General features: G+C 38.2%; 19 protein-coding genes and 1 pseudogene. 4 read left to right on the top strand and 16 right to left on the bottom strand.

Annotated elements, in window-relative coordinates:
• Positions 1–59: 59 nt before the first annotated feature.
• The 4 genes from Q1K34_RS15590 to Q1K34_RS15605 all read right to left on the bottom strand — a co-directional run bounded on the left by Q1K34_RS15590 (position 60) and on the right by Q1K34_RS15605 (position 6,340).
• A complete protein-coding gene (locus Q1K34_RS15590) occupies positions 60–659 on the bottom strand; it encodes a TetR/AcrR family transcriptional regulator (protein ID WP_300440928.1) in 600 nt (199 codons plus the stop codon).
• A 111-nt stretch (positions 660–770) separates the two neighbouring features.
• Positions 771–3,932, bottom strand: coding sequence for an efflux RND transporter permease subunit (locus Q1K34_RS15595; RefSeq protein WP_300440931.1), 3,162 nt, complete (start codon positions 3,930–3,932; stop codon positions 771–773).
• Between the two features lie 10 nt (positions 3,933–3,942).
• Positions 3,943–4,998, bottom strand: coding sequence for an efflux RND transporter periplasmic adaptor subunit (locus Q1K34_RS15600; RefSeq protein WP_219548145.1), 1,056 nt, complete (start codon positions 4,996–4,998; stop codon positions 3,943–3,945).
• Position 4,999: 1 nt separating this feature from the next.
• Entirely contained in the window at positions 5,000–6,340 is a 1,341-nt protein-coding gene (locus Q1K34_RS15605; protein WP_300440934.1) for a TolC family protein, read from the bottom strand.
• Between the two features lie 414 nt (positions 6,341–6,754).
• Between Q1K34_RS15605 and Q1K34_RS15610 the strand changes: the two are divergent.
• Positions 6,755–7,467, top strand: a pseudogene (locus Q1K34_RS15610) (hypothetical protein); the annotation flags it as partial.
• Positions 7,468–7,757: 290 nt separating this feature from the next.
• Here Q1K34_RS15610 and Q1K34_RS15615 read toward each other — a convergent pair.
• From Q1K34_RS15615 to Q1K34_RS15640, 6 genes are all read right to left on the bottom strand, one after another.
• The gene (locus Q1K34_RS15615) at positions 7,758–8,210 is read right to left on the bottom strand and encodes a DUF6730 family protein (protein WP_156282211.1); all 453 of its coding nucleotides are present in this window, start codon (positions 8,208–8,210) and stop codon (positions 7,758–7,760) included.
• A gap of 12 nt (positions 8,211–8,222) precedes the next feature.
• Positions 8,223–9,101 (bottom strand): relaxase/mobilization nuclease domain-containing protein, encoded by an 879-nt coding sequence (locus Q1K34_RS15620; RefSeq protein ID WP_219548151.1) that lies wholly within the window; start codon positions 9,099–9,101, stop codon positions 8,223–8,225.
• Entirely contained in the window at positions 9,098–9,394 is a 297-nt protein-coding gene (gene mbpA, locus Q1K34_RS15625) for a mobilization protein MbpA (protein WP_156282207.1), read from the bottom strand. The genes Q1K34_RS15620 and mbpA overlap by 4 nt, the downstream gene beginning before the upstream one ends.
• 107 nt (positions 9,395–9,501) lie before the next feature.
• Entirely contained in the window at positions 9,502–10,353 is an 852-nt protein-coding gene (locus Q1K34_RS15630; protein ID WP_121346090.1) for a toprim domain-containing protein, read from the bottom strand.
• 205 nt (positions 10,354–10,558) lie between these two features.
• A complete protein-coding gene (locus tag Q1K34_RS15635; RefSeq protein ID WP_156282205.1) occupies positions 10,559–11,743 on the bottom strand; it encodes a VapE domain-containing protein in 1,185 nt (394 codons plus the stop codon).
• Between the two features lie 15 nt (positions 11,744–11,758).
• Positions 11,759–12,043 carry a helix-turn-helix domain-containing protein gene (locus tag Q1K34_RS15640; RefSeq protein WP_121346088.1) on the bottom strand — a complete coding sequence of 95 codons (285 nt, stop codon included), beginning with the start codon at positions 12,041–12,043 and terminating at the stop codon, positions 11,759–11,761.
• 290 nt (positions 12,044–12,333) lie between these two features.
• On the opposite strand from Q1K34_RS15640, the gene Q1K34_RS15645 reads away from it, so the two are divergent.
• Positions 12,334–12,621, top strand: coding sequence for a helix-turn-helix transcriptional regulator (locus Q1K34_RS15645; protein ID WP_121346087.1), 288 nt, complete (start codon positions 12,334–12,336; stop codon positions 12,619–12,621).
• A gap of 3 nt (positions 12,622–12,624) precedes the next feature.
• Positions 12,625–13,881, top strand: coding sequence for a type II toxin-antitoxin system HipA family toxin (locus tag Q1K34_RS15650; RefSeq protein ID WP_156282203.1), 1,257 nt, complete (start codon positions 12,625–12,627; stop codon positions 13,879–13,881).
• Between the two features lie 7 nt (positions 13,882–13,888).
• Here Q1K34_RS15650 and Q1K34_RS15655 read toward each other — a convergent pair whose 3' ends face one another.
• From Q1K34_RS15655 to mnmE, 3 genes are all read right to left on the bottom strand, one after another.
• On the bottom strand, positions 13,889–14,608 hold the full coding sequence (locus Q1K34_RS15655; protein ID WP_121346085.1) for a hypothetical protein: 720 nt from the start codon (positions 14,606–14,608) through the stop codon (positions 13,889–13,891).
• The gene (locus Q1K34_RS15660; protein ID WP_121346084.1) at positions 14,598–15,740 is read right to left on the bottom strand and encodes a site-specific integrase; all 1,143 of its coding nucleotides are present in this window, start codon (positions 15,738–15,740) and stop codon (positions 14,598–14,600) included. The genes Q1K34_RS15655 and Q1K34_RS15660 overlap by 11 nt, the downstream gene beginning before the upstream one ends.
• Before the next feature lie 222 nt (positions 15,741–15,962).
• Entirely contained in the window at positions 15,963–17,378 is a 1,416-nt protein-coding gene (mnmE, locus tag Q1K34_RS15665; protein WP_300440954.1) for a tRNA uridine-5-carboxymethylaminomethyl(34) synthesis GTPase MnmE, read from the bottom strand.
• A gap of 132 nt (positions 17,379–17,510) precedes the next feature.
• Between mnmE and Q1K34_RS15670 the strand changes: the two genes are divergently transcribed.
• Complete coding sequence (locus Q1K34_RS15670) at positions 17,511–17,849, top strand: DUF4870 domain-containing protein (RefSeq protein WP_300440957.1); 339 nt, start codon at positions 17,511–17,513, stop codon at positions 17,847–17,849.
• Between the two features lie 108 nt (positions 17,850–17,957).
• On the opposite strand, the gene dnaN is transcribed toward Q1K34_RS15670, so the two are convergent.
• The 3 genes from dnaN to gldF form a co-directional block, all read right to left on the bottom strand.
• Positions 17,958–19,076 (bottom strand): DNA polymerase III subunit beta, encoded by a 1,119-nt coding sequence (dnaN, locus tag Q1K34_RS15675; RefSeq protein WP_300440959.1) that lies wholly within the window; start codon positions 19,074–19,076, stop codon positions 17,958–17,960.
• Positions 19,077–19,278: 202 nt separating this feature from the next.
• On the bottom strand, positions 19,279–20,949 hold the full coding sequence (gene gldG / locus Q1K34_RS15680) for a gliding motility-associated ABC transporter substrate-binding protein GldG (RefSeq protein ID WP_300440961.1): 1,671 nt from the start codon (positions 20,947–20,949) through the stop codon (positions 19,279–19,281).
• Positions 20,949–21,686, bottom strand: a complete 738-nt coding sequence (gldF, locus tag Q1K34_RS15685; RefSeq protein ID WP_300440964.1) for a gliding motility-associated ABC transporter permease subunit GldF — start codon at positions 21,684–21,686, stop codon at positions 20,949–20,951. Before gldF ends, gldG begins: the two co-directional genes overlap by 1 nt.
• Positions 21,687–21,903 lie beyond the last annotated feature (217 nt).

Genomic DNA, 21,903 nt, shown 5'->3' on the forward strand with positions numbered 1-21,903 from the left:
ATTATATCGAATCATCGAGAAAAATTTCTAGGGTGTTGCAACGCTGAAGACAGGATGATCTAAGAAATAATGTTTTTCATTTTTACCTTACCTTTTTCATTAGTTATAGCATTCATATAAAACATTAACGATTCATGCTGATAGTGGGCCCTGGATATTTCAGTGGTATCCAAAAAGGGTGAATTATCATAGGTCATCGTTAATTGAAAATAAAGTTTTGAATATAGATTAGCATCAAAATCTTCCCTGTAGAGTCCCTGTTTTCTACCTCTTTCAATATTATGCACAAGAATTTCCGAAAGCTTTTCTGAAAAATATAGCATGTGTCTATTAAATATCTCGGGATAATATTTTATTAGCTGCCTTAGCATAATGGAATCGTTAGTTCTTGAAGCTCTTTCAATATCCTCATCTCTGGCAAACATCCTTTCCACGGCGTTATCTATGGTTTCATCTAGATTTCTCATCTTTAAAAGAACTTTTTCCAACTTATACGTTAGCACCTCTTCCAGCAGAACTTCCTTATTTTTATATTTCTGGTACAACGTCTTTTTAGAAATTTTTAGTTTCTGGGCTATGTCATCCATGGTCACTGTCTTGGCTCCATAATAGATGAAAAGATCTGCTACCTTCTCTAGTAATTCAATATCTTTCACCATTTGTTCTGGTTTTAAAAATTTTATTTAGGTAATTGGTTTTATAAAAATATTCCTTTTTATGCTTTAGTACAAAAAGGAGCTGACTGCCCTTTAACAGTCAGCTATTGCACTTTAATCAAATTCTAATTCCTGTTCAGGATGAATGTGCTCATAATCTGCTACCATCAGCTCCTCATAATTCTTTTCCTCTTTAGAAGAGAATTTCTCCTCCAGGCGTACAAAAATCATATATACCACCGGTACGATTACCAGGGTAAGGAATAACGATGATAATAATCCTCCAATAATTACAATTGCCAGACCATTATTCATCTCCGCAGCCGCTCCCGAGGCCAGTGCAATAGGAAGCATCCCGAAAACCATGGCAATGGTCGTCATTAAAATTGGACGCAGCCTCGCATGGTTTGCCTGGATTAAAGCTGTTCTTATTTTTTCTCCATGGTCCAGCCTATGATTGGCAAAATCTACCAGTAAAATCGCGTTTTTAGCAACTAACCCAATAAGCATTATTATCCCCAAAATGGTGAAAATGTTTAAACTTTGGTTGGTAAGAGCCAGTGCCCATAATGCTCCAATGAAGGATAGAGGAATAGAGAACAGCACTATAAACGGCTTCACGAAATCATCATACAGTACCACCATGATCATGTACACCAACATAATAGCTGCCAGTAAGGCAATTCCCAGCGTACCAAAACCTTCGCTTTGGCGTTCCATATCTCCGCCCCAGGTCCATTCCACACCTTTAGGCTGCTCGATATTCCCAAGTTTTTCTTCCCACTCCTGGGCCACTGCTCCCGTAGTTTTACCTACTGTTTGTGCCGAAACGGTTACAGAAGGCGAACGGTCGTAACGTTCAAGCAGGGAAGGGCCTGATTCATAATTAATATCCGCAAACTGGGCCAAATTAATCCTTTGCCCACTGTTATTTACAAACTGGATATTTCTTACATCTTCTATATCATTTCTCGCTGCTTCATCAAAAATAATATTAATGTCATACTCGTTGTCTCCGGTTCTAAATTTATTGTCTGTATTGCCACTAAACGCTGTGCGCAAAGTTTGCCCAACTGTGGCTACATTTAATCCCAGGGAAGCCATTTTATCCCTGTCTGCACTTACCGAGATTTCAGGATTACCATCTTCCACACTTGTCTCCACTTCGGTGGCACCATCCACAGTCCGTAAGACTTCCTCAGCAGCCTGGGCATAGGCGAAAGCTTCTTCAAATGAATTACCAGTAACAGTCATTTGGAGTGGGGCTGCCTGGGCCCCCATTATTCCCACAGGGACGACAGTTACTTCAGCACCCACTAGTTTCTGCTCAAGATCACGTTGTAATTTAGCGGAAAAGACATTGGTTTTATCTTCTCTTTCAGATCTGTCAACTAAAGTAACATTGATCTCAGATTTATTAGTGGTAGCCTGCGCAGCGCCCATTCCTCCACTACTGGACTGGCCAACTGTGGTAAGAAGACTCTCCACCTGTGGCATGTCCTGCAGATAAGCTTCTGCTTGTTGAGTGATAAAGTTGGTTTCTTCAATGGAGGCATCTTTATCAATTTCTAACTGAACAAGAAACTCTCCCCTATCTGTTTCCGGAAAGAAATCAGATCCAATATAGCCCATTGCAACAAGAGCAATAGAACTTACAAATAAACCAATCACTACCAGAAAAGTCTTAATTTTATTGTCAAGAGACCAGTTCAGGATATTTGTTACTTCTGCAGTAAACCAGGAAATCCCTGCTTCGAACTTATTTATTATCTTTCCGAAGAAAGATTTATCGGTTATAAGCTCCAGTTTTCCATATCTGGAAAATAACCATGGCACCACCGTAAAGGAAACCAATAGGGACAAGAGGGTCGCAATGATTACCGTAACACAAAACTGCGCAATAATATTTGCCACAAGGCCGGTACTCATCGCAATAGGGAGGAAAACCACCACGATTACCAGGGTGATCGCTGTTACCGTGAACCCAATTTCTGAAGCACCGTCATATGCGGCACGGATTTTATTTTTACCCATCTCCATATGGCGATGAATATTTTCGATAACCACAATGGCATCATCCACCAGGATTCCCACTACCAGGGAAAGTGCGAGTAAGCTCATCAGGTTGAGGGTGTATCCCATCAAATACATTCCTATAAAAGTGGCAATAAGCGAAGTAGGAATGGAAACCATTACGATAAGGGCATTTCGATAGCTATGCAGGAAGAAAAGCATTATGAATGCTACAAGTGCAATAGCGATAAATAAATCTTTTATTACTGAATTTGCCGCTTCAAGTGTAAATTCTGAAGAATCATCTGCTATTGTTATCTGTACTCCCTGCTCGGCATATTGCTGCTCCATTTCATCAATTTTCTCCTGCACAAGTTCACTTACAGTCACCGCATTCGCATCGGTTTGTTTTTGAACCTGAAGTAAAATGGTATTTTGACGATCAATACGTGCAATCTTTTCTACTTCCTTTTGCGTATCCTGAACTTCGGCAACATCAGAAAGTTTAATATTCTGTCCGTTTTGAGAAGCTATTGTAAGATTTCTCAATTCCTCTACAGACTGAATTTTTCCAGAGAGCCGGATAAGCGTAGTATTCTCTCTGGTGGTAAGGTTTCCAGTAGGAAAATCCAGGTTTGAAGCACTTATTATTTGCTGCACCATTGGAACGGTAAGCCCGTAACCCTGAAGCCTGTCAGGATCCAAATTTACCCTGATTTCTCTTTCCTGTCCTCCCACAAGATTCACCTGTGCGACACCCCGAAGCCGTGAAAAGGCAGGTTCTATTTTTTCATCAATTAGATCATAAAGTTCACTTTCTGTGAGATTTGCGGTTACTCCCATACTCATTATAGGTAGATCTGAAATTGAGAACTGTGAGAGCGAAGGTTCCTCTACGTCATCAGGAAGATCAGAGCGAATGGCGTTTATTTTTCGCTGTGCTTCATTGAGCGAAAAATCGACATCCGCTTCGTTTTCAAATTCAATAGTCACCAACGACAGGCTTTCAAAAGATTTCGACTGGATCTTTTTAATGCTCTCAAGGGAAGACACTGCATCTTCTATTTTACGGGATACGGTGTTTTCCACCTCGGCAGGAGCTGCACCGGGATAAACGGTCATGACGGTAACCACCTTTACTTCAAATTTTGGGATCAACTCATAGCTGAGTTGGCTATAGCTAAAAAGACCACCAATAATTAGTAATGCGAGCATTACAATTACAAGGCTGGGCCTTTTTATAGATACTTCTGCTAATTTCATTTGTTTTTCTTTATTTTATGATTCTCACCGCTGCATTGTCAGTAAGATTGATTTGTCCACTGGTCACGATCACGTCACCCTCTGAAAGACCGTTGGTAACCTGAACCTTATCGCCATAATTTATACCTGTCTTAATGGTAGTAAGATGTGCGATACTATCTTTTACAAGAAATATTTTATTATCACTTACACTACCAACAAATGCTTTTCTTGGGATGGTCAAAATGTTATCCAGCCCTGCTTCGTTAAACACTGCAGTAGCATACATTCCTGCTCTTAAATTTCCTCCGGAATTGTCCACAGTAATTTCCACAGGAAACTTAAGGGCTCCATTAGAGGCAGGCGCAATGAAACTGATCTTCCCACTAATGGTATCTTTGGTCACGCTGGGTACCATTTTTACAATGTCGCCCCTTTGTAACTGGCTTACCAAAGCTTCATCTACCTCTACGCGTAATTTAAGGGAAGAAATATCCACTACTTCTAGGATTGGATTGCCCGGAGCTACAACCATTCCTACTTCCACCATTTTTTCATTTACAATTCCGCTGATTTTGGAGCGGATGTTGGTGTCTCCGGAGCTTATTTGTGCAGATTGATACTGTGCTCTCGCATTTTCTACCTGCAACCTCGCCTGGTCCAGTTGTGCTGCGGTTACACCTCCTGTTTTAAAGGCTGCTTCGAACCTATTCAAACTGGAAATGGCATTATCAAGATTGGCTTTTGCATTAGTCACGTTTACATTAGTCTTATCACCAGAAAGCTTTGCTACAACCTGTCCCTCTTTGACCCGGCTTCCTTCCTCAACATAAATTGCCACAACCTGTCCATTCATTTCGGCTGAAATCTGCACCCTTGTCTGAGGTTCATAAGTACCATTTACAGTGAACATTCCACTAAGGCTTTCTTTTTGAACGGTGGCAGTTCTTACAGCTACTTCTGAATTTTTCTGAGCAACTATTTCCAGTTCTTCTTCATTGTTTTTTTTATTGTTTTGCAGGATCAGGAAGAAAGCTACGGCGACGCCGATTAGCACTACAATGGTTATGATTGTTTTCTTTTTCATCTTAAAGCTTATTTTCTTTTAGTATTTCTAGTTTCCCCTGTGACTTTAATAGCTCCACTTCGGCTAATTTATAATCAAGGCGGGCATTGGTTAGGTTATTTTTTGCTTCGGCGAGATCCCTTTCAGCATCAAGCATGTCATTTAAGCTTGCCAGTCCCAATTCATAATTGTTTTGGCTGTCTTCGAGCACTCCCTGCGCAAGCTCTACATTTTCTACCTGGGTTTCGATCGTGAGAAAACTGTTCTCTAGCTGTGCCACAGCATTGCTGTAGGCCAGTTGTAACGCAAGTTCTGTTTCCTGGAAATCTGCCTGCGCCTTTTCAATGTCGATCTGGTTTTGTTTTACCTTGGATTTGGTAGCAAAACCGTTAAAAATGGGAATTCTGATGTTAATTCCAACAGATGCAAGATCCGACCAGAAAACGCCTTTATCTTCACCGTTCCAAAGGGGTACCTCATCACCCTGGCCAAGCCAGCCATAATTAGCGGAAAGAGATGCCGAAGGATAATATTCGGCAAGGGTCGCTTTTTTCTGCCAGTTTAAAAGCTCGATCTGCTTTGCCAACAATTGAAGCTCTGTTCTTTCAGTCATTTCCAGACTTTCATTGGGGAGCAATGAAGGCTGAAAATTTTGTTCTGGTAGTTTTATTTCCTGACTAATAGGCATCCCGATCATAAATTTCAAGGTATTTTCACTCAGCTCAACGGCATTAATCATCCGCTGCCTGTTTGCGATAAGATTATTCAATGCTACTTTACTTCTGTCATAATCAATCTTTTTTGCCAGTCCGGTTTCATAAAGACCTTTTACGATTTCAACAGTTTGCTCTGTTAGCTCCAGATTGCTCTCCAAATTTTCAAGCATTTGCAGGGTTTGATATACCTGGTAATATGCAGTTGCAACCTTTTCAATAATTTCTTCGTTCGTAAGCTGTGCATTCAGTTGATAAAATTCCTTTGTGGATTTAGCCGCTTTAAGGCCGGTAAATACCGCCTGGTCAAACAGTGTTTGCGTCAACTGCGCCGTGGCAGTCGAGTTCCATTTTCTTCCAAATGCCACAGCTATATCTTCGCCCGGCCTTCCAAAGAATTCCCCGGGCAGGATATTCTCCTGCAAAAGAGGATTATAAGATGTATTTGCACTTCCGTTAAGATGTGGCAGTGCGTTAGATCTTACTTCGGCGATTTGCGCATTGGCCTTAATAATATCCAGACGTGCTTTTTCTGCTTCGGCTTTATGATCTAAAGCATAAGAAACAGCCTCTGGCAGGCTTAAAATAACTGGTTCCTGCCCAGAAGTAAGGCTCGTTACCAGAAGAAAACATATCAGTATTTTTTTCATTTAAACTTTATTTTTAATTTCTGCTTTTCTGAAATCAGGCGCAAAGGTAAACAAAGGAAACTATGATACAAAAATAGTTTTATTGTTTTTTTTAAATTAGTCTCCAAGTAAAAATGAAAATTTTTTTTTAATGGTGGAATGCCCCACTAGAACCGGTTGTTTTCGTTCTGATCAAATAGGATCATGTCAATTAAAAATGAAGAAATTTATGCCTATGATTTAAAAGGAAGTCATGTACTGACCCAAGATCATTTCTACTATATGATACAAACGATCTCATATATGATCGGGATCCAATAGCATCTGTCATACGTCAGGACGCTGTAGGAAACAGGTGTCTGAGCTGGTAGTCGACCTATCATTATCACCAAAAATTGTACAATGTTACTAGTTTAGTTAAGTTATCTGTAAGCTTCATTGATGAATTTCAAAAGAGATCTGGCTTTTCCTTTTGATATGGAAGGTATCAGTGGATTAACCTATAACGAAGAGAAAAAAGCATTCTGTTTTCGTTTATTTTCAGTTCCTATGAAAACCTACTTAGGAAAAGATTACACCGATAAACGTAGATTGCTAGAGCGGTTAGTAGCAGGCGAAACTAAGCTATGCGCCTCGCAGATTCAACTGAAAGATAATAAAACCTATTTACTGGCGGTTTTTGAAATTGAAAAGGAAAGGCATACCCTGAAACCGGATGTTATTGCCCAGGCTTCTTTATCCCTTGAATACCCGATTGTTGTAAAAATCGGAATGACAAAACTTAGCATTGGTACCAGGGAAGAGTTTTTATATCGGAGGTTAGCCATACAGGCTGCACGGAAAAGGGCAGAGGCAGGAGCTACTTTTTCCAGATCAGGACAAGGACGTAAAAGAAAAACAAAAGCAGTGCAAAGATTCCATGAAAAGGAAAAGAATTATGTTAGTCATCGCCTCCACCTATACAGCCGGAAATTAATTGATTTCTGTGTGAAACACCAAGCAGGAACGCTAATTTTAATAAACCAGGAAAATAAGATAGGCATTGCCAAAGAGGAGGAATTTGTCCTAGAAATTGGAGTTATTATGAGCTGACCACTAAAATAAAATACAAGGCTGAGAAAGCCGGGATTGAACTTATTATAGATTAAAGTTTTGGTTATGAGGGTGCTTGTACACCCGTAATGTGAGGCATTAGTTGCACTCACTAAATGCGTAAAGCATATACAACGGCGTGGGCTTTCTTATTTTATTTTCTTCGTGCATGGAACCTTTTTACAAATTCCATCTGGTTCTGGAACAAACACAAATATTTATTTTACGAGGAAGTCACAATTTATGGCCCCATATCTCCCATAACTAACCTTGCGCGTGGTTCCTGTGCTGTTTTTATAGTGTACGGAAAGTTAAGCGTAAAGTAAAAACAGCATAGGGCGCATACTTACTTATGCCACTGTTCCAGCCAATTGCAATAACCTTCTTTTATTTCCAGATTTTCCGAGAAAAAGATTTGATAGGATTCAAGTTTTGATTCAGAAATAGTTCGATAGATCCAAAATTTCTCTCCTTCGGTTATTTTGGAAGAGTAAATAAAATATCCCAATCCGGATAAAAGCAGGATCAGAATACTCCCAAATAACACAAGAATATAGTTGGGGATCAGACTGGCTCTTTCCAACTGGATATTGATATCTCTAAATAATTCATTTTTTAATTCATCAGCCTCTTCCTGTTTTTGAAGAAAGCTCTTTAGATTCTCATCAATAGCAGCTGTACTGATAGGAATACTCATTTTATTGAGCTTTTTGGATAATAAATCCAGTTTTAAAATAGAAACTTTAAAATCGGCCATTTCATCAGCCATCAGTTCCATGATCTCATCTAGTTTTTTCATACTCATTAATATTTAGTAGCCCATTCCCATACCCATACCGGTATCAAGTCCTCGCTTGATCACCTGTTTAGCCAGATCTTTAGCTATTTTACTGGCCATGTTTGTGCTAAGTTGTACGGTGTTATTCACCAGCTTTAAAGTCTTAGGTACTTCCCTGAGTTTACTGTAACAATTATTCTGAGAAATTTCTGCGATTAGTTTACTACCACTCATGGACCGGTGGACCTCACTTCCTTTTAAATTGGCGCCCTGATATTCGAACCGGAAGCCCTGCAGCTGATTGGATTTGTTGATACTGGGAATGACCTTTACATTACGTGCATTCATTTTTTGTATGTACTCATCCAGGGTTTTGGGCCTTGATTCCAGAACTTTGTTATGGATATGTTTAATGGCCAGTCGCTGCCATTTTAACTCCTGTAGCTTTCCCTGTTGTACTTCTCTTACCCGGGTTAGCCCTAATTGTTTGGCTACATTATCTGCGGCGATCTGACTTCGTTTTCCTATAAAGCTATCTTTATAAACTTCCCCTTTTAAGCTGATACGATTTGCATAGATGTGAATATGGGTATGTTCCTTGTCTTTATGGACAAAACCAATGGCCTGATTATTCTGGAGATTCATTTCCTTTATAAATCCCTGGGCAATCTTTTCTAAATCCTGGTGGCTTAATTCCTTCCCGTCTTTGATGGTTGGACTTACTATAAAACTCAGGGTATTTTTAGTACAGCGGTCATTTTGAGATTGAATGATCTTAAACTCATCGGTGATCTGCCCGGGCGTATCACCGGCCAGGTGTTGTTTGAGAACTACTTCTGCTTCTTTTTCCTGATTCCATCCATAGTCGAGGGAAGCCTTGGTGCTTGCTATAGACTGTCCTTTGCCAATCATTTTTTAAAGTTTTGAAGGTGCGTTCTAATTTCTTCAGCGAGATCTTCAACGTTTTTCGCCAGCCGGGGATCACTTTTTTTAAACATATTAGTGATTCGCATAAAATTGTTTTTATACTGGATCAGTAGCTGGTAGCATTCTACTTGTTCCGGAGTTAATCGTTCCACGATATTGATTTTAAAAGCGGTAGCCCGGAGATATTCTGAAAGGGAGATTCCTGCCCGGGCCGCTCTTTTTTTGAGTAGCTTTTTCTCGTAGATCGAGCAGCGTATCTGGATGTATTCCCGTTTCATTTTTAATATTTATTTTCTTTGCAACCTCCGGGCGCAAAGCAAGATTGTCATGACAATGACACATCTTGCTTTGCTACTCAAAACGATTTATGGCCACTGTAAATCGACTACCCACAAGCTAGTTTTTCATTAAGGTCTTTATAGTTTTTATAGCGATTACTCTGGTCTTTTAAGTGGGGATAATACTGAAATAATTTCTTTGCGTTTTTCTTCCCGGATTGATCATTATCCAGGTAGAGATCAACCGACGTATAGTTTTTGAAATAGGATGTTATCTGTTGTAAAAATGAAAGCGAGTTTAAAACGATGATATCCGAACCATTTAATTCCTCCGGATATATTTCAGCAATGGATAATAGATCAAACATTCCTTCACAGACGACCAGGTTATCATTTTCATTCTGGAGGTAGGTATAGCTTTTAGGAGAACTGGAAGTTTTAAAATAGAGACTGCGCAGTTCCCAGCCACCATCCTTATTTTGAAGTCCGATGGCATAATAAGATTTTTCCCGGCATTCGTACCAGACTTCCTTACAGTAGCTTCTGGCAACTTCAAGGGAAATACCTCTAGATCTTACATACTTCTTTAGGTAGCTCTTGGTGATCGGTTTTACTTGTATGATGGTATTACCGCATTCCTTTTCTGAAGTATCGGTTATAGTACCCTGGAAGCTAAATACAGGCAATTCATCCGAGAGAAACTGCAGTGCTTCTCCAACGCTGCAATTTGATAGTAGACACACCAGATCAATGATATTCCCACCTTCACCAATTCCGAAGTCATACCATCGGTTCAGTTTTAAAGACACTTTGAAAGAGGCCTGTGTTTCTGACCGAAGGGGACTCAGAAACCAGGCTTCTTTCTCCGTTTTCCTACTGGGGAAGTGGCCCAATTTTGCGAGGGTTTCCACGATGCAAATATTGCGGGCTCTTTCACAGGTTAGTTTTTGAAGTTTCATTTTTCTATAATTTTAGTTACCTACTTACCTTTTCCAGTCATAGCAAGGCTTTTCAAATAAAAATGCTAGTTACCTTTAGTTACCTATCTTACCTAAATTCCAGGTTTTAGGTAACTTAGGTAAGATGAATTAAGTTTTACTTACCTGGTCTTAAGCCTTGTCATAAAAGGGATGATCTAACTTTAGGTAAGTAGGTAAGTAGTATTTATGTTATTTCCCAAGGGCTCGATGTAAACAATTGTTTTGTCAAGAAACCATAGACCTGTCGTTTAGGGTGTTTCACTCGTTGAAAGTTCAAAGCATTCAGAGCTCTGCCGATAAAAACTACATTCAATCTTATATTGAGGCATGAAAGTTTAGCTAGAATTTCGGAAGAGGTATGAAAATCTTTTATATCCTGGCTCGGTTCAAAATATTTGGTGATTAATTCTTCTTCCGTAGATAACTGACGAAACTCGCGATTTCTTTCTTCGTTTTCCTCAATATCTTTTAGAGTTAGTTCCGGAGAAAAATCAGGATCAGAATAGGCCAAATGATATGCCTGTGACCAAATCTGGTTAACCTGAATTTCCTTGGAATAATTAAAATCAATTTTCCTAAGAAGTTTAAAGCATAACCAACGGACAGAACCTGTTTCGTCATTCAGGAAATTAGCCTGATTGGTTGAACCAATAAATGAACAGGTCCTAGATAGCGTTGAATTTTTTCTGTCATAAGGCAATCGTTCATTTATGAATGTTTTAGAAAAATATGCTTTAAGACTATTTATGTCTTTTTTGTTTAGCATGGAAAGTTCATCGAGGTTAATAATAAAATTTCGGGTTAACTGAATTCGGGCATCTTTATCATTACTAATGTCTTCTGCTATATATTTAGAGAGAGGGGGAGGACATATAAAGCGACACCAGGTTGATTTGCCTGAATTCTGTTGGTTGTGGACTAAAACTAGACATTGCTTATTAAAATAACTCTCCTCCAGGGCACATCGAATAGTTCTAACCAACCATTTTTTAAAATGATAGGAGAAATTATCAGAATCCTGAACTGGAACATAGGAACATAATTTGGAAATATAATCTTGACCATCCCAATCTTCTAAATCTTCAAAATATTTACTAATAGGATTAAAATGCGGAACAACATATGATCTTAAAAAGATCTCAAGTTTACTGGGAGGGACCTCAATATTACATTTGGCCAATTCAATAAGAACTGAGTTAACTTCAAGTTCTTCCCAATTATTAGAATTTTTCAATGAGATTTGAAAATCCTGGCTTATCTCATTATATCGAATTTGGTATTTATCAAATAAATATTCCTCCATATAATCGTAAATGGTTTTCTTCTTGGGATTCTCGACCATATAGATATTTGGTGGTTTACTGTCCATAACTGATCAAGAAAATTATCTCCTGTTTCGGAAAGTATAGTTAAGCGCTTCCTGTTGAATTTCAGCTTTTGATTTACTGGGACTGGATAGCAGCCATTCATCCAGTTTTTCTCTTGAGAAGTAAATCATTTTACCACGAGGTTTTGAAAATGGAATGTCTCCGTTGGCAGTTAGTTTATACAGGTAGCTACGTGAGATACCAGTATACTCCGCAGCCTCTTCAATGGTTAACACATTCTTATTGGCGCGAACCATATTTTCTATTCGGTCAAGTTTTTCAAGTATTTGTAATGAGTCCATGATTAAAGTGTTATTAGTTAGAGATTGATTTTCGCTTTATGAGCGATTCATGGAGCCAAACTAGCAAGTGAAATAAAAGGGAAGGTGTGCTATGCGTGCTGGGTATACAAATCTATTTGAATGGTATGTAAGAGAAAATATGTGGCAGGAGGATAATAGGGATAATGGAGTTCGTATATTTATGAAAAAGAAAGACCTTCCTTAAAACATTGCATTCTAATAGTGAAAAATATACCATAATGTAGTTTATTTATATCATAATATATATATTTGATGCAAATAAGCGACATATGAATTCTAAAAAAGCATTAATTCTTCCGAGATATCAAAAGATATTCGCAGGATTAGGAGAAAATATTAAGCTTGCTCGTAAACGCAGAAAACTAACTGCTGAACAGGTGGCTGAACGAGCGGGCATCCATCGTGCAACATTACATAGAGTAGAAAAGGGAGATCCTTCCGTTGCAATAGGTATCTATTTTAATGTACTGAAAGTATTAAATCTTGAAAAGGATTTTGCTAATCTGGCAAATGATGATAAACTTGGTCGTAAACTTCAGGACCTGGATTTACTCTAAATTATGGCGGAAGGAAAAATCAATATATACGTGTATGCCGACTGGAAAGGACTAGAAGCTCCCACCGAGATCGGAGTACTTTCAGCACAATTTGCTAAAGGCAAAAAGGCATTCAGCTTTGAGTACAACAAAGATTGGTTGAAGCGCAATTCTTATCAATTACTGGACCCTGAAATTAATTTTTTTTCCGGGCCTCAGTATCCGACAGATAAAGAAAATTTTGGAGTTTTCTTAGATAGTATGCCCGATACATGGGGTAAAACTTTGATGAAGAGGAGGGCGGCACAGGAGGCCAGATCTAGAAATGAAAAAATACCCAAACTCTATGAAATTGATTACTTGTTAGGTGTTTATGATGAAAGTAGAATGGGGGCTTTACGATTTAAGACCGATAGGAAGGGACCATTTTTAGATAACGATACTAAGAATCCAACTCCGCCGTGGTCCTCTTTGGGCGATCTGCAGGAGGCGGTAAATCACATAGAAAGTGATTCTGAAACTAATACTATCAGACAATGGCTTGCTGTACTGATTGCTCCAGGATCTTCTCTTGGCGGTGCCAGACCAAAGGCCAATGTATTAGGGAAAAATGGAGATCTTTGGATTGCAAAATTTCCTTCTAAAACGGATACAATTGACAAGGGGGCATGGGAATTCCTAACATATAGACTAGCCCTTGATTGTGGGATAGAAATGGCAGAATCGAAAATTGAAAAAATTACAGGACCTTACCATACATTTTTGACAAAGAGGTTCGATCGTGAAGACGGACAAAGAATTCATTTTTCTTCAGCAATGACAATGACCGGTAATACCGAAGAATCTTTAAAAAATGTTAGTCCAAGTTATCTTGATATCGTTGATGTAATTGAAAATTATGGTATTAATGTGGAGGAGAATTTACATCAATTATGGCGCCGTTTAATTTTTAATATCGCTGTATCAAATACTGATGATCATTTAAGAAATCACGGCTTTATAATGAATGAAAAAGGATGGGAGTTATCACCGGCTTATGATATAAATCCTTCTGTGGAAAAGGATGGACTAGCATTGAATATCGATGCAGACGACAATGCACTCGATTTAGATCTAGCCATAGGCGTTGGAGAATATTTTCGTTTAGGGGAAGATGATATGAATCAGATTATTGAAGAAATTTTATCTGTAATAAGTAATTGGAAACACTATGCAAAAAAGATTGGTATTGCCCAGAAAGAGCAATTAATTATGGAACCCGCTTTCAAAGTGGAACTATAAAAAGCCTTTATTTAAACTTCTGAAAAATGGCTTCTAATGCTTCATGTTGCTTAGAAATAGGAGAGCGGGTAGGAGCATTTTTCAACGTGTTATAATTGTATTTCTTGCCATCAGGTCTAATAAGTAATCCAGAGGTAACAAATAGATTTTTCAAGGTTATTGAATTGTGTGGAAATGTTTTAATTAGGTGATCATAAAATTCTCTGCAACTAGGACCGTCCATTTTTAAATGAATTCTCGAGCGTTGATTACCCCAATCCTCTAGTAAAACGTTTTTAAAATCTAGTAGGGAAGTTGCTTCCTGGTCAATTAAATCAAAGCGTACCATTTCATTATATAATTGAGTTAAATGAATATCCGAAATGGATAGATTGAAATTATTTGGAGACTTATCCGAATTAGAGATTATTTTTTTTAAGAAAGAAGATTTAAAATTTTCTCTCCAGGAAGTAAGGCAGAAATATAATCCTAGCAAATAGACTAATACTATTATAAGCTGGACGGCCAAATTTGAAGTTTGATTTGAATGATGAAAATTAGACATCAAATGCATAAAACTTAGTCCAGTAAAATGAAATAATAATCTTGGTTTTTCTACTGAATTGACTAAGCTTAAATTTTCATTTAAAAAGTGTGAATAAATTACGGGGAGATAATGAATAGCTAAACGACTATAGACGTATATAAATGCAAAGAAAGATAGATATGTAATTATATCAAAATTCATAATCCATTTGTAACTCTGGAATTAAATAGGCTGCTTCTTTTTTCTTTTTGTCTACGATTTTAGCATATACCTGAGTGGTTCTTATTTCTTTATGGCCGAGTACTTTTGAAACCGTATAAATATCTGCTCCGTTTTCAAGTAATAGTACTGCATGAGTATGTCTGGCGCTATGAAAGGTAATATGCTTGGTAATACCGGCCCGCATGCACCACCTTAGAATTTCTGCATTAAAATGTGCACCATACTTCAAACCTTGAAAAACCCGATCATTTTCTTTTCTTCTTTTTCCTAGTAAATTCCTGGCCTGACCTGAAATATACTGGTATTCCTGACCGGCAGTCTTTTTCTGTTTAAAAATAAGTCGGGAGCCTTCATCTTCATCTCGAACTTCGGCCCAGTTCAATTTATTAATATCGCTCCATCTTAAACCGGTTAAGCAGCTGAATAGAAATGCATTTTTTAGTATTTGATGTTTACATCTGGCTTTAGCAAGCCCCTGTAATTCTTCATGAGTTAAATACTCTCGGGAGGTTTCACCCTGGGCATATCCTTTGACCGTGGCAGCGAAATTTCTTCGCGTATAGCCATCATTAAAAGCTTGCCGTAAAGCTGCTTTAAATTTATTGTAATAAGTATACTTTGAGTTTTGAGATAGAGGAGTATTCGATTTTGTTCGGGATTTATGATTTAAAAACTTTTTGAAGCCTAGAACAAAATCTTCATCAACATCTTCAAATGTTATTTTTCTCTTACCTATATAATCCTCAAGGTGATTTTGAGCAGCATCCCAATTGTCGTAATTACCTTTGCTTTCATAACGCTCCTCTTTAAGTTTATCATAATAAGTGATAAAGAGTAGTCTATCCTTATTTTTATCTTTTATACCATATTTGCCTTGTGCATATTCAGCCTTACGGATTGATAGCACCTGCTCGGCTCTCAACAGGACCTCAGCATTTTCTTGGCGTTCTTTAGTTGTCTTTGGTTCAATAATAAGGTATTCTTTTAAATATTCAAATTCCCTATTATGTTCAATCTTACCTTTATCATTCTGGATGAAGCCTTTATAATATTCAATATAAAGGCTATACTTTCCAGTCTTTAATTTTTTCTTTTTGAGTTTGATTTTCATAACTGGTTAATTTCTATAAATATAAGAAAAATAAATATTGAGGTGTAAAAAAATACACCTCATTGATGAAATTTAACAACGAGGTGTAAATTAAGTGTAAAGAAAGGTGTAAAAAGAAATTAGATTCGGAAAATATGAAAATAAAATAGAGGCTCTTAAGCCTCTATTTTAGTATTATTTGGTGTTATTTGATGTCATTTGGTATCAAATAAAATCTTCTGTTTATTTTCCAATACAAAAATTCGCAAAAATATTCCCTAACAGGTCGTCATTTGTAATTTCTCCGGTGATCTCTCCAAAATGGTGCAGCGCCTGGCGTATGTCAATAGCTAAAAGATCTCCCGAAAGTTCAGCATTTAAACCATCTTCTACCTTGTTGATCTCTTCGAGAGCTTTTAAAAGTGCGGCATAATGCCTTGAATTCGTCACGATGGTATCACTGTTTCGCAGCGCACCGGTATTTACATATTCAAGGAGCTTTTGTTTCAACTCTTCAACTCCTTTGCCTGTTTTAGCTGAGAGTAATAAATATTGAGATCTTTCACGTTCATTGGAGATGACTTTCAACTCAGATCTCAATTCCTGTAATTGCTCTTCAGAAAGCCTGTCTACTTTATTGGCAATGATCAAAAGTGGTTTTTGAGGGAAATTATTTTTTATTTTCTCTATTTCCACTCTGAACTCCGAACTCCGAACTCCGAACTTTTCTGAGTTTATCAGAAACACCACTACCTGCGCCTGGCTTATCTTTTCAAAGGTCTTTTTAATCCCGATACTTTCTACCACATCCTTTGTTTCCCTTATTCCAGCGGTATCAATAAACCTAAACCCAACACCGCCAATACTCATTTCATCTTCAATGGTATCACGGGTAGTTCCGGCAATTTCTGAAACGATGGCGCGCTCCTCATTTAATAAAGAATTCAACAGAGTAGATTTACCCACATTAGGCTCTCCCACAATGGCCACCGGAATTCCGTTTTTCAATACATTTCCGGTAGCAAAAGAATCAATTAGTCTTTTTAATACGCTTTGAATTCTGGAAACCAGCTCTTTAAACTGATCTCTATTAGCGAATTCCACATCTTCTTCAGCGAAATCGAGTTCCAGTTCAATAAGCGAAGCAAAATTCAGCAATTCTTCACGCAGTTTTTGAATTTCATTTGAAAAACCACCACGCATCTGCTGCATCGCCATCTGGTGAGAAGCGGCATTTTCAGAATTGATAAGATCGGCCACGGCTTCGGCCTGACTAAGATCCATTTTTGCGTTCAAAAAAGCACGCAGGGTAAATTCTCCGGCTTCCGCAGCGCGACAACCGTTCCGAATCAACAACTGGATGATCTCCTGCTGGATATACGGACTCCCATGACAGGATAACTCCACCGTTTCCTCACCAGTATAGGATTTAGGAGCACGAAAAACCGAAGCCAGCACTTCATCAATAGTCCTTTCGCCCTCCATCACATTTCCCAAATGAATAGTATGGGTGGGCTGCTCAGCTAAATTCTTCTTGCTTTTAGCTTTGAATAAAGGAGCAACGATCTTTATTGCATCAGGGCCTGAAACTCTAATTATGGCAATAGCACCAGCACCAGAAGGTGTGGCAAGAGCAACAATGGTGTCATTCAATTTCATAGGGCAAAGATAGGCCTCCCCCCAACCCCCTCCAAAGGAGGGGAGAAAAAAATGAAGCCGAGAGTATGTAACAAAGCTTAATTCTGCTCGTCTTTTATATAGAGACCATCAATAACCATCAAAAAATTGAAAATGAGAGAAGACAAGCAATTGTTAGTAATAACACATTTAAGTCAGTTACTGGACCTGGTAACAGGAATTGGGGGATTTATCGTTCCGCTCGTACTTTGGTTAACCCAAAAAGATAAAGTAGCCGGAATGGATATGCACGGTAAAATGATCCTGAATTTCCAAATTAGCCTGTTCATTTATTCTATCATCTGTATTCCGCTTATCATATTGTTAGGGCTGGGAATACTTCTATTAATTATTATAGGCTTGATAGCGCTTATTCTACCTATAATGAATGCAATAAAGGTAAGTAATGGTGAAATGCCTTATTATCCATTAACCATACAGTTTTTGAAATAGAGTTTTAGTTTTCATTTAATTAGTTAGTAAGAAAAAGCCCATTCAAATCAATGAACGGGCTTTTTATATTATATTTTTTTTCTGCCTACTGCGACTAAAAACTGTCGACTAATTATTCAGCATCACCGGCATTACCAGCATAGTGATCTTCTCACCCGGATCCAGTCCGTCTACCGGCGTAAGGATGCCAGCTCTGTTTGGTAAGCTCATTTCCAGCATAACTTCATCTGCAGTTAAATTACCCAACATCTCAATAAGGAATCTTGAGTTGAAACCAATCTGCATATCATCGCCCTGGTAAGAACAGGTTAAACGCTCTTCTGCTTTATTGCTGTAATCTACATCTTCTGCGGAAATATTCAGTTCAGCACCGGCGATCTTCAATCTTACCTGATGCGTGGTTTTATTAGAGAAAATAGAAACCCTTCTTACAGAGCTTAAGAACTGGTTTCTTTCAATTGTAAGTTTATTTGGATTTTCCTTCGGGATTACCGCTTCGTAATTTGGGTACTTCCCATCGATCAATCTACAGATCAGCTGAGTTTCGTCAAAGGTGAACTTCGCATTGGAATCGTTGTATTCTATCAATACTTCAGATTCGCTTCCCGCAAGGATTCCTTTCAGAAGGTTCAAAGGTTTTTTAGGCATGATGAATTCGGCAGCCTGATTTGCTTTGATATCTTCTCTGGAGTATTTTACCAGTTTATGAGCATCTGTAGCTACGAAAGTAAGTCCGTCTTCAGTGAACTGAAAGAAAACACCACTCATTACGGGTCTAAGATCATCATTTCCTGAAGCGAAAATAGTTTTGGAAATTGCAGAAGATAAAATATCAGCCTCTACAATTGTACTGCTTGGATCTTCAAGTTCTACCGGGTTAGGAAATTCCTCGCCATCGGCATATGCAAGTGCATACTTACCGTGGTTAGAGCTTAATTCTATGGTATTGTTATCTTCAACTACAAAAGTCAGGGGTTGCTCCGGAAAGGTCTTTAAAGTATCTAAAAGTAATTTTGCAGGAACGGCAATTTTTCCTTCAGAATCTGATTCTACCTTAAGTTTCGCAGACATCGTTGTTTCAAGGTCTGAAGCGGAAACCGTTAGTTCGTCGTTATTAAGATCGAAAAGGAAATTGTCTAAAATCGGTAACGTATTACTGTTGTTAATTACCCCTCCAAGTATTTGTAGCTGTTTCAGCAGATAGTTGCTGGATACAATAAATTTCATCGGCTTTTATTGATTTATTTTGAATCAATTACAAATATATTTTAATAAGTCAAAAATAGAGGGATGTTCAGGGAGTTTTTATTAACAGACTTTGGTAATGAAAATGATTCAAAACCCTGTAAAATAAGGTTTTATAAAATTAAATAAAATTGAAATTGTTAATATGTATCTGTTAAAAGCTTCTCTGGATGCTGCGGAAGCCTTACTTCACGTATTTCTGTTTTCGGTAGAACCTGAAAACGACCCCAAAGATCAGGAGTAAAAGGAGAGGCCCTGCAATATTGATCAATTGCCATTGTTCCCTTTGAGCAGCAGTTTTTTCTTTATCCAGGAAAGCCAGGTTGATCTCTTTGGAACGAATTTCTATGAGCCCGGTATCGTCCAAAAGATAATTCACAGCGTTAAGAAGAAATTCTTTGTTTCCGTAAGTATTTCCGGTATAACGCTGAAAACCGAGTTCCATAGGTTTTCCTCCCTGTAGATCATTTTTAATCACATCGCCATCAGATATTACCAGCATTTTTGAATCTATTCCCTGGTCTTTATGTTCTGAAATTTTAAAAGGTTTTACCCTGTTTTTATATACAGACTTAAATTGCCCTTCCAGTAAAACAGCCAGAGGTTGTTCACCGGCATCATAAGATGAAATCTCTGGCTTTTCGCCAACCATATCCAGGCTTATTTGCGCCGGAACGCCTTCCAGTTTAGTTTTTGGCGAACTGCTCAAAAGAATGGTCTTTTGAATGTTATTGGCCAATGTATCAATAGGATTGGCATACTCGAATTTTACCGCTTCAATATTGTTGATGATCGGGTGCTCGTTTGGAGAACTGGTTAACGGACTATAGAACCAGGGATATGGATTGAACCTCGTATTTTGTCCGCTACCGCTTGCCAGGATGATAGGAGCAGAATAGAGGTCGTTCACAATTTCAGGATTTATACGAACTCCGTAGGAGAAAAAGTAATCGCCCAGGTTGAGGTTTCTTGGCAGTGCAATAGCAGTGCCTCGTTCGTTAAAAAGACTGTCGGTTTCCATATTGGTAACTTCAGCCAGCCATAACATTTTCCCGCCATTCATGAGATATTGGTCTAAAACATACTTTTCATTTTCAGAATATGGCTGAGTTGGCTTGGGTTCCAGGATAAGGTCGTATTCCTGAAGATCTTCCAGTGTTTTTTGTGGATTGATAGCTGCGGAATCCAGCGTAAAAGGAGCCATAAAATAATACTCCTGAATGGTTTTAACGAAATCTGCAATTTTAGCATCGGGCAATTCACCGTTTCCACGCATCACTGCGATCTTCTTTTCCCGGGGATAGATAAGCTTACTCAATCCGTCTGCAAGGGAATATTCCAGTTGTTGTACCGAAGCATTTACACGTTCTTCATCGGTAGCGCCAATCTGATTTTTCAGCAACGGGATCTTTACGGTTTTATCTCCATAATTGGCGATCGCCCATGGGAAAATGATGCTTTCGCTGTTCTTTCCATTTTCCTTAACATTCAATCGGGCCGGGGTCATTCCCATTTTATAGAATTCTTCAGCAATGGCGTTCGCATCGCCTCCTTCTTCCAGCGGATCTACAAAATTGAATTTTATATTGCGGTTATAGGCTGAAAATTCTTCCAGCATCTGTCTCGTTTCATTTTGTAATCTTCTGAATTCAGATGGAAAATTTCCTTCCAGGAATACGTCGAAAATAACCGGTTGTTCTACATCTGCCACGATCTCTTTAGCTGCGGGAGAAAGGCTATATCGCTGATCCTGGGTTAGATCGAATCTGGAATAAACTTCCGAAGCCAGGAAATTCACCGCGATAAGGATAACCAGCAAAATAAGTAAAGATTTTATTTTCTGATATTTCTTCATTATCTCCTGTTCTTTGTTGCTGAAAGGTTGATCTCTGTTAGTTTGAGAAACAGAAATATCAGACTCAGAAAATAAATAATATCACGGGTGTCTATCACTCCGCGGCTAATGCTTTTATAATGAAAACTGATTCCGAAGGATTCCAGAATATAGCTTGAAGTGCCAAAAATGTTGGTTTCGCCAAGTCCTTCAAAAGCATAATAGCAAATAAAACATAGAAATACTCCTAGTAGAAATGAAACGATCTGGTTTGATGATAGGCTGGAAGCAAATATTCCGATGGCGGCATAACAACCACCTAAAAATATAAGTCCAATATAAGAACCAATAGTAGCGCCAACATCAAAATTGCCAACGGGACTGCCCAGTTGAGAAATTGTTAAAACATATAAAAGTGTTGGAATAATTGCCAGAATCACTAAAAAAAGAACACCCAGGTATTTTCCTGTAATCAATTTCCAGAGTCTTATTGGTTTGGTAAGCAGGATCTCCATGGTTCCCATTCTGTTTTCATCGGCAAAGCTTTTCATGGCGATAGCCGGGATTAGTAATAGAAAGATCCAGGGAGCAAGGGTGAAAAATGGCTTAAGATCTGCAAAACCGCTGTCCAGAATATTATAACCTCCGGAAAATACAAAGAGAAAAAATCCGCAGGCAATTAGAAATAGTCCAATAACAAGATATCCCGTAAGGGATGAGAAAAAGGATTGTATTTCTTTATTCAGTATCGCCAGCATACTTTTAATTATCAATTATTATTTATCAGTTGTGTGTTGTGTCTTTGGTGTTTTGTCATTTCGACCGCAGGGAGAAATCTCGTTTTTATTTCGATCTAAGTAATTTATTTCAATTTAAACTTTTCACTCTTCACTCTTTACTCTTCACTTTTCACTTCCACATTTTGACTGCGCTCAATGTGACACTGTTCGCTGTTCACTCTTCACTCTTCACTTT

Source organism: Christiangramia sp. (assembly GCF_029937855.1).
In the GTDB taxonomy this organism is placed as follows: domain Bacteria; phylum Bacteroidota; class Bacteroidia; order Flavobacteriales; family Flavobacteriaceae; genus Christiangramia.

Bases quoted from the DNA above. Each gene is read 5' to 3' on its own strand.
- Q1K34_RS15590 (WP_300440928.1), bottom strand. From the start codon at position 659: ATGGTGAAAGATATTGAATTACTAGAGAAGGTAGCAGATCTTTTCATC.
- Q1K34_RS15595 (WP_300440931.1), bottom strand. From the start codon at position 3,932: ATGAAATTAGCAGAAGTATCTATAAAAAGGCCCAGCCTTGTAATTGTA.
- Q1K34_RS15600 (WP_219548145.1), bottom strand. From the start codon at position 4,998: ATGAAAAAGAAAACAATCATAACCATTGTAGTGCTAATCGGCGTCGCC.
- Q1K34_RS15605 (WP_300440934.1), bottom strand. From the start codon at position 6,340: ATGAAAAAAATACTGATATGTTTTCTTCTGGTAACGAGCCTTACTTCT.
- Q1K34_RS15615 (WP_156282211.1), bottom strand. From the start codon at position 8,210: ATGAAAAAACTAGATGAGATCATGGAACTGATGGCTGATGAAATGGCC.
- Q1K34_RS15620 (WP_219548151.1), bottom strand. From the start codon at position 9,101: ATGATTGGCAAAGGACAGTCTATAGCAAGCACCAAGGCTTCCCTCGAC.
- mbpA (WP_156282207.1), bottom strand. From the start codon at position 9,394: ATGAAACGGGAATACATCCAGATACGCTGCTCGATCTACGAGAAAAAG.
- Q1K34_RS15630 (WP_121346090.1), bottom strand. From the start codon at position 10,353: ATGAAACTTCAAAAACTAACCTGTGAAAGAGCCCGCAATATTTGCATC.
- Q1K34_RS15635 (WP_156282205.1), bottom strand. From the start codon at position 11,743: ATGGACAGTAAACCACCAAATATCTATATGGTCGAGAATCCCAAGAAG.
- Q1K34_RS15640 (WP_121346088.1), bottom strand. From the start codon at position 12,043: ATGGACTCATTACAAATACTTGAAAAACTTGACCGAATAGAAAATATG.
- Q1K34_RS15645 (WP_121346087.1), top strand. From the start codon at position 12,334: ATGAATTCTAAAAAAGCATTAATTCTTCCGAGATATCAAAAGATATTC.
- Q1K34_RS15650 (WP_156282203.1), top strand. From the start codon at position 12,625: ATGGCGGAAGGAAAAATCAATATATACGTGTATGCCGACTGGAAAGGA.
- Q1K34_RS15655 (WP_121346085.1), bottom strand. From the start codon at position 14,608: ATGAATTTTGATATAATTACATATCTATCTTTCTTTGCATTTATATAC.
- Q1K34_RS15660 (WP_121346084.1), bottom strand. From the start codon at position 15,740: ATGAAAATCAAACTCAAAAAGAAAAAATTAAAGACTGGAAAGTATAGC.
- mnmE (WP_300440954.1), bottom strand. From the start codon at position 17,378: ATGAAATTGAATGACACCATTGTTGCTCTTGCCACACCTTCTGGTGCT.
- Q1K34_RS15670 (WP_300440957.1), top strand. From the start codon at position 17,511: ATGAGAGAAGACAAGCAATTGTTAGTAATAACACATTTAAGTCAGTTA.
- dnaN (WP_300440959.1), bottom strand. From the start codon at position 19,076: ATGAAATTTATTGTATCCAGCAACTATCTGCTGAAACAGCTACAAATA.
- gldG (WP_300440961.1), bottom strand. From the start codon at position 20,949: ATGAAGAAATATCAGAAAATAAAATCTTTACTTATTTTGCTGGTTATC.
- gldF (WP_300440964.1), bottom strand. From the start codon at position 21,686: ATGCTGGCGATACTGAATAAAGAAATACAATCCTTTTTCTCATCCCTT.